Below are 16,041 nucleotides of genomic sequence, written 5' to 3'. Positions count from 1 at the left end.
AATAAGCGAAGCGAGGCGAGTTGGTGCTGAAGCGAGCAAAGGAGGTTCTATGAGCCGGAGTATGATTCCCGTCGAGGAAGCCGCCAAGGAATGGTTCAAGGATTCAAAATTCGCTGCCCAATATGAGGCATTGGAAGAGGAATTCGCAATCGCAGAGGCTTCGATCAAGGCTCGGTGCGAGAAACAGGACGCCAAAGTCGTGGGGCGACCGCTGAGCGCCTAATTCCTTAAGCACGGACCGCATGCTTCGGCGATTGGCGCAAACATCCATCGCTTCGTCATCCTGGGGCGTAGCAAGGAGCGAAGCGACGCGGCGCAGACCCCAGGATCCATGCCGGGACTCGGAAGCGCTGCTGCGGTGCGGAATTCTGCTCCGCTGCATTCTTCGGCCAAGGTCGCGGCATGGATCCCAGGGTCTCCGCGACGGAGCTTCGCTCCTGCTTCGCCCAGGGATGACGAAGTTGGGGAGGCTTCGGCAAATCCCTAGGCTCTACCGATCCTTGACCGTCTCCATGGCCACGAAGGTCGAAGTCTGGGCGACGTGGGGCAGGGCCGAGATGCGCTCGCCCAGGACGCGGCGATAGGCGGCGATATCCCGGGTGCGCACCTTCAGCAGATAGTCGAAGCTCGACGCCATCATGTGGCACTGCTCGATCTCCGGCACGGCCTGTACGGATCGGTTGAAGGCATCGAGCGCGGCGGATCGGGTGTCGGACAATTTCACCTGGACGAAAGCGACATGGCCTTCGCCCATGCGCTCGCGGTCGATGATCGCCTGGTAGCCTCTGATATAGCCGTCCTTTTCCAGCCGCTTCACCCGCGCCTGCACCGGCGTCTTCGACAGGCCGACCTTTGTCGCCAGTTCCGACATGGAAAGCCGGCCATCGCTTGCCAGCGCCGACAGGATGTTCCTGTCAATGCGGTCCAATTGGTCTTCTATCATCGAAAATGCAGTCCATATGTCAAGTCTGAGCCGCCAGGATAAATCGAATGACCTGCAATGTCGATTTCTTCGGACCGACTGAAAATTCACACCTGTGCTAGCTTGCGCCATTCGGTCCGGTGACCGCCGGCCCGATCCCCTTTGCTCGATCCACGGGACCGCCATGCCAGCGCTTGATGCCATCCGCCAGCAGATCCGCGCCAACTACCTGCCCGACGAAGACGAGGCCGTGAAGCGACTGGCCGAGACGACGGGCCTTTCAGTGAAAGACCGCAAGGCGATCTCGGCACGGGCCGCCGATCTGGTGCGGGCGGTGCGCGGCTCGTCGGATCCTCGGCTGATGGAAGTCTTCCTCTCGGCCTATGGTCTCTCCACCAAGGAAGGCGTCGCGCTGATGTGCCTGGCCGAGGCGCTCTTGCGTGTGCCTGATACCGAAACGATGGACGACCTCATCGCCGACAAGATTGCGCCGCACGACTGGTCGGCGCATTCGGGCGGTTCGAGCTCCATCTTCGTCAACGCATCGACCTGGGCGCTGATGCTGACCGGCCGCGTCCTCGATGAGGGCGAGGGCGGCATCGAGGGCACGCTGCGTTCTATGGTGCGGCGGCTCGGCGAGCCGGTGATCCGCAAGGCGGTGGCCGCCGCCATGCGCGAGATGGGCGAGCAGTTCGTGCTCGGCCGCACCATCACGGAAGCCGTCAAGCGCGGCCGGCCGATGACGCAGAAGGGCTATCTCTATTCCTTCGACATGCTGGGCGAGGCGGCCCGCACCGAGGCCGACGCCTTGCGCTATCACAAGGCCTATGCCGACGCGATTTCGTCGCTCGATTCCGGCTCCAACGGTCCTGACATCAGGCAGAACCACGGCATCTCGGTCAAGCTTTCGGCGCTGCATCCGCGCTACGAGGTGGCGCAGAAGGACGAGATGCTGCCTGTCATGGCAGACCGGCTCTTGTCGCTGGCGCTGGCCGCGCGCCATTCGCGCATGGGCCTCAACATCGATGCCGAGGAGGCCGACCGCCTCGATCTGTCGCTCGACGTCATCGAGCGGGTGCTGGCCGAGCCGGAGCTCGCCGGTTGGAACGGCTTTGGCGTGGTGGTGCAAGCGTATGGGCCACGCGCGGCCTTCGCCATCGATTGGCTCTATGCGCTGGCCAGGAAATACGACCGCAACATCATGGTGCGGCTGGTCAAGGGTGCTTATTGGGACACCGAGATCAAGCGGGCGCAGACGCTCGGACTGTCCGGCTATCCCGTCTTCACCCGCAAGACCAACACCGACGTTTCCTACATGGCTTGCGCGAAGAAGCTTTTGTCGATGACAGACCGCATCTATCCGCAATTCGCCACCCACAATGCCCACACCGTCGCCGCCATCTTGGCGATGGCGGACAATCGCGATTCCTTCGAGTTCCAGCGCCTGCACGGCATGGGCGAGGCGCTGCACGAGACGGTGCGCCGGTCCGAAGGCACGCGCTGCCGCATCTATGCACCGGTCGGTGCGCATTCCGATCTGCTGGCCTATCTGGTCCGCCGGCTGCTGGAGAACGGCGCCAATTCCTCCTTCGTACACCAACTGACCGACGAGGACGTCGAGCCGGAGGACATTGCGCGCGATCCGCTCGAAACGGTCGAGAGCCAGGGTCCGGCCGCCAATCCGGCGATTGCCCGGCCTTCCCAGATCTTTGGAGCCGGGCGTCGCAATTCGAAAGGATTCGACATCACCGACACGGTGACGCTGGCGGCGATCGACAAGGCCAGGGCGGCCTTCGCCGGGCCGGATCGCTGGTATGCCAAGCCGATCACGCGGGCCGCCGGCTACGGCAAGCAGCGTCCGATCGTCAACCCGGCAAAGCCTTCCGAAGTGGTCGGCACGGTCAGCGAAGCCGCCGCAAAGCAAGTCGCGACCGCCGTGCGCTTTGCGGTGGAAGCGCAGCCGGCCTGGGCAAAACGTCCCGTTGCCGAGCGCGCTGCCATCCTCAATCGTGCCGCCGATCTCTATGAGGCGAATGCGGTCGAGTTCTTTGCACTCGCCACCCGCGAGGCCGGCAAATCGCTGGCCGACGGCGTCGCCGAAGTGCGCGAGGCCGTCGACTTCCTGCGCTACTACGCCACCGAGGCGGTCAATGCAGAGGCGGGCACGCAAGCGCGGGGCGCCATCGTCTGCATTTCACCGTGGAACTTCCCGCTCGCCATCTTCACCGGCCAGATCGCGGCAGCACTTGTCACCGGCAATTCGGTTATCGCCAAGCCGGCCGAGCAGACGCCGCTGATCGCTTTCCGTGCTGTCGAACTGCTGCGCGAGGCTGGTGTGCCGGAAGACGTCATCCAGCTTCTGCCCGGCGACGGCCCGTCGGTCGGTGGCCCGCTGACCGCTGACCCGCGCATTGCCGGCGTATGCTTCACCGGCTCGACCGAGGTTGCCAAGCTGATCGAGAAGCAATTGGCCGAGACGGCCGCGCCCGACGCCATGCTGATCGCGGAGACCGGCGGCCTTAATGCCATGATCGTCGATTCCACCGCGCTGCCCGAACAGGCGGTGCGCGACATCCTCGCCTCGGCCTTCCAGAGTGCCGGCCAGCGCTGCTCGGCGCTGCGCGTGCTCTACGTGCAGAAGGACGTCGAGAAGAAGATGCTGGAGATGCTAAAGGGCGCCATGGAGGCGCTCAATGTCGGCGATCCCTGGCGGATTTCGACCGATGTCGGCCCGGTCATCGACGACGAGGCACAGAACTCGATCCGCGAGTACTGCACGAAAATGGGCCTGCAGGGCCGGCTGATCGCCAAGCTAGAGGCACCCAAGGAGGGCCGCTTCGTCGCGCCGCACGTCTTCCGCGTCAAGGGTATCGAGGACATGGAGCGCGAGGTGTTCGGGCCGGTGCTGCATGTCGCCAGTTTCGACGCCGACGAGATCGACTCGGTCATCGCCGCCATCAACCGCAAGGGCTACGGCCTGACCTTCGGGCTGCACACCCGGATCGAGGGCCGCGTGCAGCATTTCGTCGACGGCATCCACGCCGGCAACATCTATGTCAACCGCAACCAGATCGGCGCCGTCGTCGGTTCGCAGCCGTTTGGCGGCGAGGGGCTTTCAGGCACCGGCCCGAAGGCCGGCGGTCCGCACTATCTCCGCCGCTTCCGCAAGGGGCCGGAGGCTGGCACCGATTTGCAGGATGGCCATAAGGTGACGGCGACCGAACTTGCCGACAATCTGCCCGATCCCACACTTGGCGGCTGGTCGACCCGTCCGGACCGGATCGCCATTCTGAGGAAGCATCTGCGCGGCAAGGGTGCCGCGGCCATAGGTGCCGCCGCCGGCATCGATTTCGGCCAGATCGACCTGCCCGGGCCGACCGGCGAGGCCAATACGCTGTCGCTGTCGCCACGCGGACGGGTGCTGTGCCTTGGTCCTGACGGCGATACGCTGCTGGCGCAGACGATCCAGGCGCTCGCCGCCGGCAATGCCGTGCTGGCCGTTGCGCCAGGTGCACCGGCAGCCCTTTCCGCGTTGACCGGCAAGGGCCTGCCGCTGGCCGCCATCGACGGCCGGCCGGATCCGGTCGAGGCGCGCGCGCTACGCGTCAACGTCGTCGCTTTTTCAGGCACGTCGGAGGCCGCGCGCATCGTGCGCAAGGTCATCGCCGACCGCTCCGGCCCGATCGTGCCGCTGGTCACGGAGGTGCTCAACCCGGCGGCTTATGCGCATGAACGGGCGGTCTGCGTCGACACCACCGCCGCGGGCGGCAATGCGAGCTTGCTGGCCGGGGCCTGACCCCCCGGTCAACTTTTGTTTTTATGCATGTCGTTGTCCCAAAAATCGGGACCACTTTTGGCCGACATGCATTACGCGCCTTCGACGACCGAAAAACCCTCGAACTGGGGGTGGCCGAGATAGTGGACCTTTGTCGTGCCGACATTCCTGTGGGCGGCGCGGAAATTCTCGGACTTGGTCCAGGCGATAAAATCGTCGTGGCTGGCCCACACCGTGTGCGACGCGAAAAGCGTGTAGCCTTCGGTCTCGTTGACCGGGCCACGCAGCAGATGGAATTCCCTAAACCCCTTCATCTCAGCAAGGCTGGAATCGCGGTTCTTCCAGACGGCTTCGAAGTCGCTCTCCGAGCCGGTCTGCACCTTGAAGCGGTTCATTGCGATGTACATTGCGGTTCCTTTCGTGCGGATGTTGATGATTGGCGGCTGCAGCGTTTGTTCTGCGCACATTCAAAATGGGCCGATTTCGGTCTCGAACTCCAAATTTGCGCTTGCTGCCTGTGGTGGAATCGGAGGGAAGGGGGCTGCCTTGCGGACAATGCCAAGCGCTGCCTGATCGAAAGCCGCCGATCCTGAGGTTTCCAGAATGCGCAACTCGTTTATGTTGCCCTTCCTGCCTATGACGAATGTGACAACCGCATTGTTGCGTGCCGCCAGCTGTAGGGAAGGCGGGAGGGTGCGATTGACGCTGCCGAGCTTTCTAAAAACATCGCCGCGGTAGTTGTCTTCCGCGGCCGTGCCTGCCTCTTTTTGCCTTTTGCCCTTGCTGGCTGCTTGCGCCGACCGGTCCTCGCCATACGCCGTGCCGCGCTTCTCATCCGCCATCTCTGAAGGGGCAGCTGCCGGAGTTGGCCTGGCTCTAGGGATCGGAGGCCGCTCCGGAACGGCGACAGGCGCTTCCGTGCTCTCGGCCTGAACGGTTGGCTCCGCTGGTGTTTCGGCCTTCCTATCCACGGTCTGATCATCGGAGCGCGGGGCGCCGGCCACCAATATGTCGGGCGTCAGCGTCTGCTGTTTGACAGCTTCCGGCAAAGGCTTGAGCGGCTTTGCTGCGTCCTTCACGGGTTGCGAAGGCTCCGTTGGCGGCGACGGCTTGGGCGGCGTTGCCGGCTGTGGTTTGGCCGGTTGCGGGCTGGGCACCAGTGCAACGTTTATTGCCGCCGGGTCCTTGTCCAGCGCGCTGCCGGCCACGTTGCTGCCCGACTGTTCACTACCTTCCGGCTGCTCGGCGTCCTGGAAACTGGAAATCCCCGTAGGGGAGATCAGAAAGGCCGCCGCCACCGCGACATGGAGCAGGCAGGAGACGACGATCGCCGCCGTCCATTTGCGGCTCCAGGCCGATGGCCGCGGCAGCGCGAGCGGCTCGGTTGGCTCTATGGTCAGCTCGGCGCCGGCCTCGGGGAGGGGATTGATGTCCTGCATGTCTCGCCGCGAGACCTGCAGCGACAAGAGCAGAGTTGTCAAATCAAGATCGTTCGCCGGCAGTCTGCTATCGCCGGCCAGAGGCTGCACTACGGTGTTTCGCGGCAATGCATGATGCAGCCCCACCTCAGACTCCGAAAGCGATCCCGGTCTTGGTGTCCGTCTTCAGCTTTCGCATGCAGGCGTTCGGTTCGACGCCGGTACCGGTGCATTCGGTCGCGCTGTTGATCAGCACGCGGCTGACTTTCGAGCACTCGGTGCCGGCCAGATCGAAACGCGTCACCTTGGTCTTGCCTGCCGGCAATTCTTTGAAGTCGAGCACGGTCAGCCGGTCGACGACGCCGGCCTCGTTGAACAGGGCGATCTCGAACGCCGCCTTGGACAGGTCGGCGCCGAGATTGTTGTTGACCACGAACGTCAGGCGGCAACCCTTGTCGGAAGGTTGCGCACCGTTGAGTTCAAGGGTCAGCGCAGGGACCGGCGCGGACTCTTGTGCCCACGCCGGAACCATCGCAAGCGACATCGCCAGCATCGAGGTCAGCAGACGAAGGGATGTCATCAAGCTCGTCATGGTCATCAGCCTCCAAATCGCATCGTCGCCGCCAGCTTCAGGGTGACGCCGGGCTCGTAGGCCGCGAAAACCGGCTGCGGCGGCTGGCCGGCCGTGGTCAGGTTGAGCGGGTTGGCGTATTTTACATCGAACAGATTGTCGGCGCGGAAATCAATCTTCAAATTGTCCGTCGCCTGGTAGCTGGCGAAAGCATTGACCAGCGTGTAGTCCTCGGCGATCGGATTGCCCTTGGGCTTGCCATTGTATTGCACTTCGCCGCCCACGGTCAGCTTGTCCTCGAGGAAGCGCAAGCCGAGCTGCGCGGTGACCTGGGATGAGGGGATGGTCAGCAGGTCGGCCCGAACGTCCTTGTAGGAAATGGTATGACCATTGGTGATTGAGGCCGAGAGCCCGGCATAGCCCCATCCGGCATCATAGACGCCCTCAAGTTCGAAGCCGTCGATCTTGGCCTTGGCAAAATTCTGGTATTGGAAGCATATCGGGATACCGGGTCCGCTCGGGCAGCCGGCTGTCGGGTCAAACCGCGACAGGGTAACGCCATCGATGTAGTCTTCGACATCGTTGTTGAAATAGGCTGCCTTGATGCGCAGCGCATCGCCGGCTTCGAGGATGTCATCCTGCTTGTAGTTGACGCCGAATTCGACGGTCTTTCCGGTTTCCGGCCGCAGATTGGGATTGGGCAGGAACGGGAAGGTGACACCTGCCGGATGGCGACCGCTGATCAGTGTTTCCGACAGGGAGAGTGACCGGTATCCTTCCGCATAGGTGCCGTAGAATTGCAGGCCGGCAAGGCTGGCGCTGTCGAAAGGCGAGACGCCGACGGTGATGCGCGGCGACAACCGGTCCCCCGACGTTTCGTGTGTGTCATCCTTGAGGCTGTAATTGTCGTAACGCAGCCCGGCGATGACTTCGAGCCACTCCCAGGTGAGCTTGTCCTGGACATAGGCGCCGGAGACGTTCCGCTTGCCGGAAGGCGTATAGAAGCTGTCGCCACCGGCCGTGCCGCCGGTCTCAACTTTATCGCCGGCCCAGTCGCCGCCATAGGTCAGTTCGTGCGCGATTCCCGCAGTTTCGAATCTGGACGTGTTCCAAATGTCGATGCTGGTCGTGCCGATGTCGAATGTCGATGTCGAGCCAGCCGGCAAAACAACTGGAAGGCCGGTGCTCGGGTCAAACCGGTTGAGAGGCACGAGGCTGGTCAGATCGAGATTGGTCTTGTTGTAGGAGGTGTTGATATGGAGATCGAGCCAGCTCTTGTCCTCATCCGTAATGTTGTAGCGGGCGGTGAAGGTGTTCGACTTCAGGTCGACGTCATTGACCGGCACGCCGCCGCTGATCTCGTTCCAGCCGTCGCTTGAGCCGACCCAGCCGAGCTTCAGCTCACTGTTGTCGGTCGGCCGGATGGTGGTCTTGAGCAGGCCGCTAAGCACATCGAAGCCGGTGCCCTTGACGGTGTCGCCACCGCCATCCTTGTAGTCGTCATAGTTGCGGTAGACGATGTTGCCGAGCACATCCCAGTTCTCGTTGAGGCGGTAGGCACCGGATGCGCTTGTTGTCCAGCCCTTGCCGTTGCTCTCATAGCGTCCCGTGACGGAGCCGGCCCATGTTTCTTCCGGCTTAAGGAAATCCCCGGCGTCCTTGGTGTCGAAGAAGACGACGCCGCCGATGGCGCCCGAGCCGTAGGTGTTGGCGACAGGACCACGGATAACATCCACGGATTTGACGAGTTCGGGGTCGATGTAGAAGGTCGACTGCGTGCCGTGGTCGGAACGCTGGAAGTTCTGACGGGCGCCGTCGACGATGACCGCGACGCGACCAAAATCCTGCAAGCCTCGGATGTTGATACTGGTGCTGACGCGTCTGGCGTCGGCCTGCGCCGCGACACCGGGCACGCCAAGCAGCATCTCATTCGGCGTCGTCGCCATGCGGCGGTCGAGCTGTTCCTGGCCGACATGGCTGGTCGATGCCAGCGATTCGATCGCCGTCTCGCCGGTGCGGCTGATGACGAGGATCTTGTCGAGCAGCGTTGCTCCCGCTGGTGCGGCGTTTTCTTCTTCAGCCTTCTTCGTTTGCTCTGTCGGCTGCGCCGCTTGCTGGGCGTTAGCCAATTGCGCCGACAAGGCGATAGCCGCCACGCTTGCCAACAATGCCGCCGCGCCGTTCGCCGCCGACCGGCCACGCCATTCCCAAGTCACCAACCCCATGCCCCAACTCCAAAGTCCAGGTTTCATGCTGGCTGGCCCGGGGCTGGCTGGCATTTTTGATCGTCTCCGGCGTCTTAAATGTTGACTCATTTAATCCGGTATTGCACTGACTAGTAAACATGATTATTCAAGTCAAGAAATGAATCGGATTACGCAACGCCTAGCCAGACGCCCGGCACAGGAAAGGGATCGATCCAGATGAACACCCACAATCCCAACGATTTTCGCTATCGCGTCCGCCGTTCCGACGATGCCTCGGCCCCCGCCCGTTTCGACCGGGTTCCGCTGGCGGTGCGAACCCTGTCCAGCAACACCCTGTTCCAGGGCGAGCACGAGATCGGCATTGAGCATCACGGTGCGCTCTACCGGCTGAAGATCACCCGTCAGGGCAAGCTCATTCTCAACAAGTAAGGCTGGAGCGGTTCACCGTTTCACGGAAACGCCGAACCGCTCTAGCTCTTTGTTTTAACGCAATTCCGGACGGAAAACCCTTTCACACTTTTCCTGGAATTGCTCTAGGCAGCAGGGACGAAACATGGATCAGCGCGTAAAACCCGCCCCGCATGAAATCCGGCGGGCACGGACAGACAATCCGAAGACGCGCGAGCGTGATCTGGCTGCCCAGCTCGGCATTTCGGAAGCCGAACTGGTCTGCGCGCACTGCGGCGACGGTGTCGTGCGCGTCGAGCCGCGCGTCAACGATCTTCTGACCGGCCTCGAGGCCGTCGGCGAGGTCATGGCGCTGACCCGCAATGAGAGCGCGGTGCACGAGAAGATCGGCGTCTATGACAAGGTCGTCACCGGCAACCACAATGCCATGGTGCTTGGCGAAAACATCGACCTGCGCATCTTCCCGAAGGTCTGGGCACACGGCTTTGCCGTCGAGAAGCGAGACGGCGACGAAATCCGCCGCAGCCTGCAGTTTTTCGATGCGGCGGGCGAGGCCGTGCACAAGGTGCATTTGCGTCCGGCCTCCAGCCTCTATGCCTATCAGAAGCTGGTTGCCGCGCTCGACTCGTCCAATCAGGAGCCGACCGTCGACATTTCGGGACCACTCCCCGATGACGAGAGCCATGGCGACGAAGCGGCCGCCAATCTCGACGATCTGCGCGACCGCTGGAGCCGGCTGACCGATGTGCACCAGTTCTTCGGCATGCTGAAGACGCTGAAGCTCAGCCGCCGGCAGGCGGTGCGCCTGGTCGGGCAAGACTATGCCTGGCAGCTCGACAATGATGCCGTCCGTGCCATGTTTCATCACGCTGCGGAGGGCGAGATGCCGATCATGTGCTTTGTGGGAAACCGCGGCTGCATCCAGATCCATTCCGGTCCGATCAAGTCGATCAAACCGATGGGGCCATGGATCAACGTGCTGGACGAAACCTTCCACCTGCATTTGCGGACCGACCACATCCAGGAGGTCTGGGCGGTGCGCAAGCCGACCAAGGACGGTCATGTCACCTCGCTCGAGGTCTATGATTCCGGCGGCAAGATGTTCATCCAGTTCTTCGGCAAGCGCCATGAAGGCGAAAGCGAGCGGGACGACTGGCGCTTCCTGGCGGAAAACCTGCCGCGCATCCCAAGCCCGACCGCAGCCTGAGGAAAATGCGATGCGTTTTTTCCCAAGATTGTCGACCGTGCGCGGATCTATTTTCGGGCCGGTGATCGGTCTCTCCATGGCTGTTATCGCACTGCAATCCGCCAGCGCCATGGAAGGCACGGCCGTGTTTGCCGATCCTTCGAAAATCGTGGCCGTTGGCGGCTCGATCACCGAGATCGTCTATGCGCTCGGCGAGGAAAAGCATCTGGTGGCTCGCGATTCCACCAGCCGGTACCCAAAGGCGGCGCTTGATCTGCCCGATGTCGGTTACATGCGTGCGCTGTCACCGGAAGGCGTGCTCTCGGTCAACCCGACCGGCATCCTGGCGTTGCATGGCAGCGGTCCCAAGGAAGCCGTCGACGTCTTGAAGAAGACGAGCGTCCCGTTCATCGAAGTGCCCGAGCACTATAGCCACGAAGGCATCCTCGAAAAGGTCCGTATCGTCGGCAAGGCGCTCGGCGTCGACGCCAAGGCCGAGGTGCTGGCCAGGGAACTCGATGCCAAGCTCACGGCAGCCGAGAAGCAGACGACGTCGATCAAGGAACGCAAGCGCATCCTGTTCGTGCTGTCGATACAGGGCGGCAAGATCCTGGCGGCCGGCAGCGAGACCGCGGCCGACGGTATGGTCAAGCTGGCTGGCGGCGTCAACGCGGTCGAGGGCTTTTCCGGCTACAAGCAAATGTCCGACGAGGCGATTATAACCGCCAGACCGGACGTGATCCTGATGATGAGCAATGCCGGGCCTCCGGTGTCGGACGACGAACTGTTCGGCAATCCGTCGATCGCCTCCACGCCGGCCGGAACGGCGCGCAAGCTGATCCGCGTCGACGGCGCCTATCTGCTCGGCTTCGGTCCACGCACGGCCGATGCCATCCACGACCTCGCTGTCTCGCTTTATGGCGGGCAGGTCACGGACTGAACGGGCGGATCATGGTCGATCAATCGATCGCCGGCCCGGTGATGGCAAGCGTATCCGGAGGCGACAGGTCGGGCCGCGCCCGCATCGTCATCCTTCTGCTGTGCCTGGGGCTGGCGGCTGCCATTTTTCTGTCGCTGACATCGGGGGCTTCGGACGCATCGGCCGTCAACGTCATCGGGGGCTGGCTGTTCGGCACAGTGCCTGATGACGCCGCGGTGAGCGCCCGCGACAGCCTGATCGTCTATGACATCCGCCTGCCGCGAATCATCCTCGGCATGCTGGTCGGCGCGGCGCTCGCGGTCTCCGGCGCGGTCATGCAGGGACTGTTCCGCAATCCGCTGGCCGACCCCGGCCTGATCGGCGTCTCGGCCGGCTCCAGCCTCGGCGCGGTTGCCGTCATCGTGCTCGGCGCCACGATATTGGCTCCGGTGACCGCCTTGCTCGGCACGCTTGCACTGCCGCTGGCGGCCTTCTGTGGCGGGCTCGCCACCACGCTGGTGCTTTACCAGGTCGCGACGCGGCGGGGGCAAACCTCGGTTGCCACAATGCTGCTTGCCGGCATCGCGCTGGCGGCGCTCGCCATGGCGCTGACCGGCATTCTTATCTTCATGGCCGACGATCGCCAGTTGCGCGACCTGACCTTCTGGCAACTCGGATCGCTCGGCGGCGCAACCTGGGCGAAGATCGCGTCGGTAGGGCCGATAATCGTGCTGGCGCTGGCGGCGATGCCGTTCCTGGCACGCGGCCTCAACGCGCTGGCGCTTGGCGAGGCGACCGCCGGTCATCTCGGCATTCCGGTGCAGCGGCTGAAATACACGGCCATCGTCGGCGTCTCTGCCGCGGTCGGCGCATCCGTCGCCGTCAGCGGCGGCATCGGCTTCGTCGGCATCGTGGTACCGCATCTGCTGCGCCTGCTGATCGGTCCGGACAATCGCTATCTGCTGCCGGCGTCGGCGCTGCTCGGTGCCTCGCTGCTGCTTCTGGCCGACGCGGTCGCACGCACCATCGTTGCGCCGGCCGAACTGCCGATAGGCATCGTCACCGCGATAGCGGGCGCGCCGTTTTTCCTTTGGATCCTGCTGCGCAAGCGCGGCGTGGTTGATTTGTGAGGCTTGATGATCGAGGCCAAGGATGTTTCGGTTGATATCGCCGGCAAGCCTATCGTCAGCGGTATCGATTTCCACGCGCGGCCCGGCGAGATCGCCGCCATCGTCGGCCCCAATGGTTCGGGCAAGACGACCTTCCTCAAAGCGCTTTCCGGCGAACTCGCCTACACCGGGCGCGTTGCCCTCAACGGCCGAGATCTCTCGACGATGAAGCCGGTCGAAGTGGCCGTCCATCGTGCGGTGCTGCCGCAGGCGACGACGCTGTCGTTCCCGTTCACCGTGCGGGAAGTGGTCAAGCTCGGCCTTGTCGGCGGCCGCTCAGGCGTCTTGCCGGGCGAGGATGCGCGGCTGCCGGAACGGGCGCTGGCGCGTGTCGATCTCGACGGCTTTGCCGGCCGTTTCTACCAGGAGCTTTCGGGCGGCGAGCAACAGCGCGTTCAGCTCGCACGCGTGCTGAGCCAGGTCTGGGCACCGGTGCTCGACGGCAAGCCGCGCTTTCTGTTCCTCGATGAGCCGGTTTCCAGCCTCGACATCAAGCACCAGCTGATCATCATGAACATTGCCCGCGACTTCGCCAGAAGGGGCGGCGGCGTGGTCGCCATCCTGCACGACCTCAATCTGACGGCCATGTATGCCGACCGGATCTTTGTCATGCATCGCGGCAGGCTAGCCGCCACCGGGTCGCCGCGGGATGTGCTGAGCGATGACCTGATCGAAAAAGTGTTCGACTGCCGGCTCAGGGTCGGCGTGCTGCCGGCCGGCAATATGCCGTTCGTGCTGCCTCAGTCAGCGGCCTGATTGCAGATCTAGCCCGCGCCTCTGCTGGGTCAGGCAGCTGGTGCGCGGCGCTCCAGCATGTCGATTCCGAGCAGGTTGCGCACATTTGGACGTGCCGCCACGAGGTCGGCGATCGTATAGCGCTCCAGCACGGCGAAGAACGCGTTCAGCGCCTCGCGCAGCGCCGAGTTCAGCGCGCAGCTATCGACGAGCGGGCATTCGGCGGCATCGTTCTCGAAGCATTCGGCCATGGCGAAGCTCTCTTCTGTCACGCGCACGACATCGAACAGGCTGATGGCTTCGGCCGCCCGGCCAAGCTTGACGCCGCCATTCCTACCGCGCACGGTCTGGACGAGGCCGTGCTCGACCAGGGGCTGCAGGATCTTGAACAGGAAAAGCTCCGACACCGAATAGGCGGCCGCGATCTCGGGGATGCGGCTCAATCGGTCATCATTGGCCGCGCAATACATCAAGATGCGCATGGCATAGTTGGTCTGGCGCGTAAGCCGCATTTTGTCCTCACAAGGCACTGGTGCGGTGCAACCACGCCAGATCTGGAAATTTTGCTGATATGGCTTTGACCCGAATTTCCGGATTCGCCACATTGGCTCGGGCGGAATATGGCCTATACCTTGGAATAATTCCAGACTAGCTTCGTGCGATAGATGAATTTTGTCCTCAACTTTGTGTGCGCGGCCGGGGAAAGTTCCGGACGAAACCCGCTGTCGCGGGTATTTCGGCCATCGGAACACTAAATAGGCTGAGATCGACGAGGAGCGGCTCACCCATGTCACAATCGGCTTCGCCCCTGGCGCCGGTCCGTTTCGATGCCGAGGCGGATGCCAAGCTTTCCGCGTTGCGGCGGACAAAATTCCTCGCGGCGGCCGCACTGGCGCTTTGCGTGCTGGTGTTTGCGCTCGCCAAATCCTTCGAGCGCACCTATCCATGGCTCGGCTTCGTCGCCGCCTTTGCCGAGGCCGCGACCATCGGCGGTCTGGCCGACTGGTACGCGGTGGTGGCGCTGTTCAGGCGGCCGCTGGGGCTGCCGATCCCGCACACGGCCATCATCCCGGAGAACCAGAACCGCATCGCCGACAATCTCGGTCGCTTCATCGAGGTCAACTTCCTGGCGCCTGAACCGGTGCGCGAAAAGCTCGCCGAGGTGGATTTCTCGGCACTCGTCGCCGACTGGCTGGCCGATACGGAGCGCGCCGCCGGCCTGTCGCGCTTCGTCGTGCGGCTGGTGCCGCAGACGCTGGCCGCTGTCGAGCAATCCGGCCTGCGCGGCTTCGTCACCAGCCGCATGCTCGAACAGATCGAAAAGGTGCCGCTGGCGCCGCTGGCCGCCGAGCTGTTGTCAGCGCTTACCGACGACCGCCGCCACCAGAAACTGTTCGACGAGTTCACCAAGGTGATCGGCAGGTTCCTCAATGACGAACAGGCGCTGGCGACGATGCGCGAAAAGATCCGCGAGGAACTGCCGTCGCTGTTCAACCTGTTCCGCGCCGACGCCTATCTCCTGAAGAAGATCGTCGCCTCGGCCGGCTCGCTTCTCGACGAGGTGAGGGCCGATCCCGACCACCCGATGCGCGCCGAATTCGACCGCTTCGCCCAAGGCTTCGTCGAGAAGCTGAGAACATCGAAGCAATACGCCAAACGGGCCGAGAAGCTGAAGCGCGACTTCCTGGCCCGGCCGGAGGTCAAGGGGTTGGCCGGCGAGATGTGGGCAAGCCTCAGCCAGTTCATCGAGCAGGACGCCAAGGCGCCGAATTCGGTTGTCCGCGCGCATCTTGCCAACATGTTCGTCGAGGTCGGTCGCCATCTTGCCGGGGATGCGCAGATCCGGGCCGACATGAACCAAGGGTTCGTGGTGGCTCTGGCGTCGTTCGTGGAGAGCCAGAAGGCCGGCGTGTCGACATTCATCGCCGACCAGGTCAAGCGCTGGGATCTTGCGCAGCTGACGCGGCTGATCGAGATCAACATCGGTCGGGACCTGCAGTATATCCGCTTCAACGGCATGATCATCGGCGGGCTCGCCGGTGTCGTGCTCTATGTGGCCGAGCGGCTGTTCCTCGTGAATTGATGCGCGACCAGACTGGCGCTCACTCCTCCGTGTCCGAATGGACTCACGGCATGCGAGTGCTATTCTCCCGCCGAGGGTGCCCGCATCATGCGGCAAAGGGGAGCAAACGAGCATGGCGAAACAACCGGAATCCGATTCCTTCATGGACATGTTCGGCAGGTTCGGCCGCGACCTGAAGGTGCCCAATGTCGATGTCGAGGTGATCCTCGCCCATCACCGCAAGAACCTCGAAGCGCTAGAGAAATCGGCACGAGCCAGTGCCGCCGGCGCGACCTCGCTGTTGTCCAGGCAGCGCGAGATGCTGGAGGACACGCTGCGCGAGGTCACGGACATGGCGCAAAGCTACAGGGCGCCGGGCAATCCGCAGGAACTGATGACCAAACAGACGGAGTTTGCCAGAAAGTCTTTCGAAGTCGCATTGAAGAATGCGGGCGAAGTGGCTGAACTGGTCAAGAAATCCGGCGCCGAATCGGTCGACATCCTGCGCACGCGCATCAAGGAGGCGATGGAGGAAATCCGCGCCGGCTACGAGAAGAAGTAGCGGAAATGGCCGAGGCTGGCTCGTTGCTGCCAGCGGCCCCTGAAGCCTGGAAATCCCGATTTAGCCTGCGACTGCGCTCGCGGCGTGGCACGATTGCGGCCGAAACC

Annotated in this window: 15 protein-coding genes; 9 read left to right on the top strand and 6 right to left on the bottom strand. The window is 63.2% G+C overall.

Annotation, left to right across the window (positions count from 1 at the left end; all coding sequences use genetic code 11):
• Positions 1-49: 49 nt before the first annotated feature.
• Complete coding sequence (locus NKJ67_RS13585) at positions 50-223, top strand: hypothetical protein (protein WP_352581643.1); 174 nt, start codon at positions 50-52, stop codon at positions 221-223.
• A 267-nt stretch (positions 224-490) separates the two neighbouring features.
• Here NKJ67_RS13585 and NKJ67_RS13580 read toward each other — a convergent pair whose 3' ends face one another.
• Positions 491-943, bottom strand: a complete 453-nt coding sequence (locus NKJ67_RS13580; RefSeq protein ID WP_127399081.1) for an Lrp/AsnC family transcriptional regulator — start codon at positions 941-943, stop codon at positions 491-493.
• Positions 944-1,106: 163 nt separating this feature from the next.
• Here NKJ67_RS13580 and putA point away from each other — a divergent pair, with 163 nt between their 5' ends.
• The gene (putA, locus tag NKJ67_RS13575) at positions 1,107-4,718 is read left to right on the top strand and encodes a bifunctional proline dehydrogenase/L-glutamate gamma-semialdehyde dehydrogenase PutA (RefSeq protein ID WP_352581642.1); all 3,612 of its coding nucleotides are present in this window, start codon (positions 1,107-1,109) and stop codon (positions 4,716-4,718) included.
• A 71-nt stretch (positions 4,719-4,789) separates the two neighbouring features.
• Here putA and hmuQ read toward each other — a convergent pair whose 3' ends face one another.
• The 4 genes from hmuQ to NKJ67_RS13555 all read right to left on the bottom strand — a co-directional run bounded on the left by hmuQ (position 4,790) and on the right by NKJ67_RS13555 (position 8,911).
• On the bottom strand, positions 4,790-5,104 hold the full coding sequence (gene hmuQ, locus NKJ67_RS13570; RefSeq protein ID WP_056596121.1) for a heme-degrading protein HmuQ: 315 nt from the start codon (positions 5,102-5,104) through the stop codon (positions 4,790-4,792).
• 60 nt (positions 5,105-5,164) lie between these two features.
• Positions 5,165-6,178 carry a TonB family protein gene (locus NKJ67_RS13565; protein ID WP_352581641.1) on the bottom strand — a complete coding sequence of 338 codons (1,014 nt, stop codon included), beginning with the start codon at positions 6,176-6,178 and terminating at the stop codon, positions 5,165-5,167.
• Positions 6,179-6,263: 85 nt separating this feature from the next.
• The gene (locus NKJ67_RS13560) at positions 6,264-6,707 is read right to left on the bottom strand and encodes a hypothetical protein (RefSeq protein WP_023812248.1); all 444 of its coding nucleotides are present in this window, start codon (positions 6,705-6,707) and stop codon (positions 6,264-6,266) included.
• A gap of 5 nt (positions 6,708-6,712) precedes the next feature.
• The gene (locus NKJ67_RS13555; protein ID WP_352581640.1) at positions 6,713-8,911 is read right to left on the bottom strand and encodes a TonB-dependent hemoglobin/transferrin/lactoferrin family receptor; all 2,199 of its coding nucleotides are present in this window, start codon (positions 8,909-8,911) and stop codon (positions 6,713-6,715) included.
• Positions 8,912-9,109: 198 nt separating this feature from the next.
• Between NKJ67_RS13555 and hemP the strand changes: the two genes are divergently transcribed.
• From hemP to NKJ67_RS13530, 5 genes are all read left to right on the top strand, one after another.
• Positions 9,110-9,322 (top strand): hemin uptake protein HemP, encoded by a 213-nt coding sequence (hemP, locus tag NKJ67_RS13550; RefSeq protein ID WP_352581639.1) that lies wholly within the window; start codon positions 9,110-9,112, stop codon positions 9,320-9,322.
• 124 nt (positions 9,323-9,446) lie between these two features.
• Positions 9,447-10,508: a hemin-degrading factor gene (locus NKJ67_RS13545; protein ID WP_352581638.1), complete on the top strand. Its 1,062-nt coding sequence runs from the start codon at positions 9,447-9,449 to the stop codon at positions 10,506-10,508.
• Between the two features lie 10 nt (positions 10,509-10,518).
• A complete protein-coding gene (locus NKJ67_RS13540; RefSeq protein WP_352581637.1) occupies positions 10,519-11,427 on the top strand; it encodes a heme/hemin ABC transporter substrate-binding protein in 909 nt (302 codons plus the stop codon).
• A gap of 11 nt (positions 11,428-11,438) precedes the next feature.
• Complete coding sequence (locus NKJ67_RS13535) at positions 11,439-12,536, top strand: FecCD family ABC transporter permease (protein WP_352581636.1); 1,098 nt, start codon at positions 11,439-11,441, stop codon at positions 12,534-12,536.
• Positions 12,537-12,542: 6 nt separating this feature from the next.
• On the top strand, positions 12,543-13,331 hold the full coding sequence (locus NKJ67_RS13530; protein WP_127267527.1) for a heme ABC transporter ATP-binding protein: 789 nt from the start codon (positions 12,543-12,545) through the stop codon (positions 13,329-13,331).
• A gap of 29 nt (positions 13,332-13,360) precedes the next feature.
• Here the strand turns inward: NKJ67_RS13530 and rirA are convergent, their stop codons facing one another.
• The gene (rirA, locus tag NKJ67_RS13525) at positions 13,361-13,822 is read right to left on the bottom strand and encodes an iron-responsive transcriptional regulator RirA (protein WP_127267528.1); all 462 of its coding nucleotides are present in this window, start codon (positions 13,820-13,822) and stop codon (positions 13,361-13,363) included.
• Between the two features lie 275 nt (positions 13,823-14,097).
• Between rirA and NKJ67_RS13520 the strand changes: the two genes are divergently transcribed.
• Positions 14,098-15,393, top strand: a complete 1,296-nt coding sequence (locus NKJ67_RS13520; RefSeq protein WP_352581634.1) for a DUF445 domain-containing protein — start codon at positions 14,098-14,100, stop codon at positions 15,391-15,393.
• 112 nt (positions 15,394-15,505) lie between these two features.
• Positions 15,506-15,934 carry a phasin family protein gene (locus NKJ67_RS13515; RefSeq protein WP_127267529.1) on the top strand — a complete coding sequence of 143 codons (429 nt, stop codon included), beginning with the start codon at positions 15,506-15,508 and terminating at the stop codon, positions 15,932-15,934.
• Positions 15,935-16,041: the final 107 nt, after the last annotated feature.

Origin of the sequence: Mesorhizobium sp. M0088 (assembly GCF_040322895.1) — a bacterium.
Lineage (GTDB): Bacteria > Pseudomonadota > Alphaproteobacteria > Rhizobiales > Rhizobiaceae > Mesorhizobium.
The sequence above is the reverse complement of the archived record's forward strand: the minus strand, read 5'-3'. Positions and strand labels throughout refer to the sequence as shown.

What these genes read in the sequence shown, in the direction of transcription:
- NKJ67_RS13585 (WP_352581643.1), top strand. Translation starts at nt 50, where the DNA reads ATGAGCCGGAGTATGATTCCCGTCGAGGAAGCCGCCAAGGAATGGTTC.
- NKJ67_RS13580 (WP_127399081.1), bottom strand. Translation starts at nt 943, where the DNA reads ATGATAGAAGACCAATTGGACCGCATTGACAGGAACATCCTGTCGGCG.
- putA (WP_352581642.1), top strand. Translation starts at nt 1,107, where the DNA reads ATGCCAGCGCTTGATGCCATCCGCCAGCAGATCCGCGCCAACTACCTG.
- hmuQ (WP_056596121.1), bottom strand. Translation starts at nt 5,104, where the DNA reads ATGTACATCGCAATGAACCGCTTCAAGGTGCAGACCGGCTCGGAGAGC.
- NKJ67_RS13560 (WP_023812248.1), bottom strand. Translation starts at nt 6,707, where the DNA reads ATGACGAGCTTGATGACATCCCTTCGTCTGCTGACCTCGATGCTGGCG.
- NKJ67_RS13555 (WP_352581640.1), bottom strand. Translation starts at nt 8,911, where the DNA reads ATGGGGTTGGTGACTTGGGAATGGCGTGGCCGGTCGGCGGCGAACGGC.
- hemP (WP_352581639.1), top strand. Translation starts at nt 9,110, where the DNA reads ATGAACACCCACAATCCCAACGATTTTCGCTATCGCGTCCGCCGTTCC.
- NKJ67_RS13545 (WP_352581638.1), top strand. Translation starts at nt 9,447, where the DNA reads ATGGATCAGCGCGTAAAACCCGCCCCGCATGAAATCCGGCGGGCACGG.
- NKJ67_RS13540 (WP_352581637.1), top strand. Translation starts at nt 10,519, where the DNA reads ATGCGTTTTTTCCCAAGATTGTCGACCGTGCGCGGATCTATTTTCGGG.
- NKJ67_RS13535 (WP_352581636.1), top strand. Translation starts at nt 11,439, where the DNA reads ATGGTCGATCAATCGATCGCCGGCCCGGTGATGGCAAGCGTATCCGGA.
- NKJ67_RS13530 (WP_127267527.1), top strand. Translation starts at nt 12,543, where the DNA reads ATGATCGAGGCCAAGGATGTTTCGGTTGATATCGCCGGCAAGCCTATC.
- rirA (WP_127267528.1), bottom strand. Translation starts at nt 13,822, where the DNA reads ATGCGGCTTACGCGCCAGACCAACTATGCCATGCGCATCTTGATGTAT.
- NKJ67_RS13520 (WP_352581634.1), top strand. Translation starts at nt 14,098, where the DNA reads ATGTCACAATCGGCTTCGCCCCTGGCGCCGGTCCGTTTCGATGCCGAG.
- NKJ67_RS13515 (WP_127267529.1), top strand. Translation starts at nt 15,506, where the DNA reads ATGGCGAAACAACCGGAATCCGATTCCTTCATGGACATGTTCGGCAGG.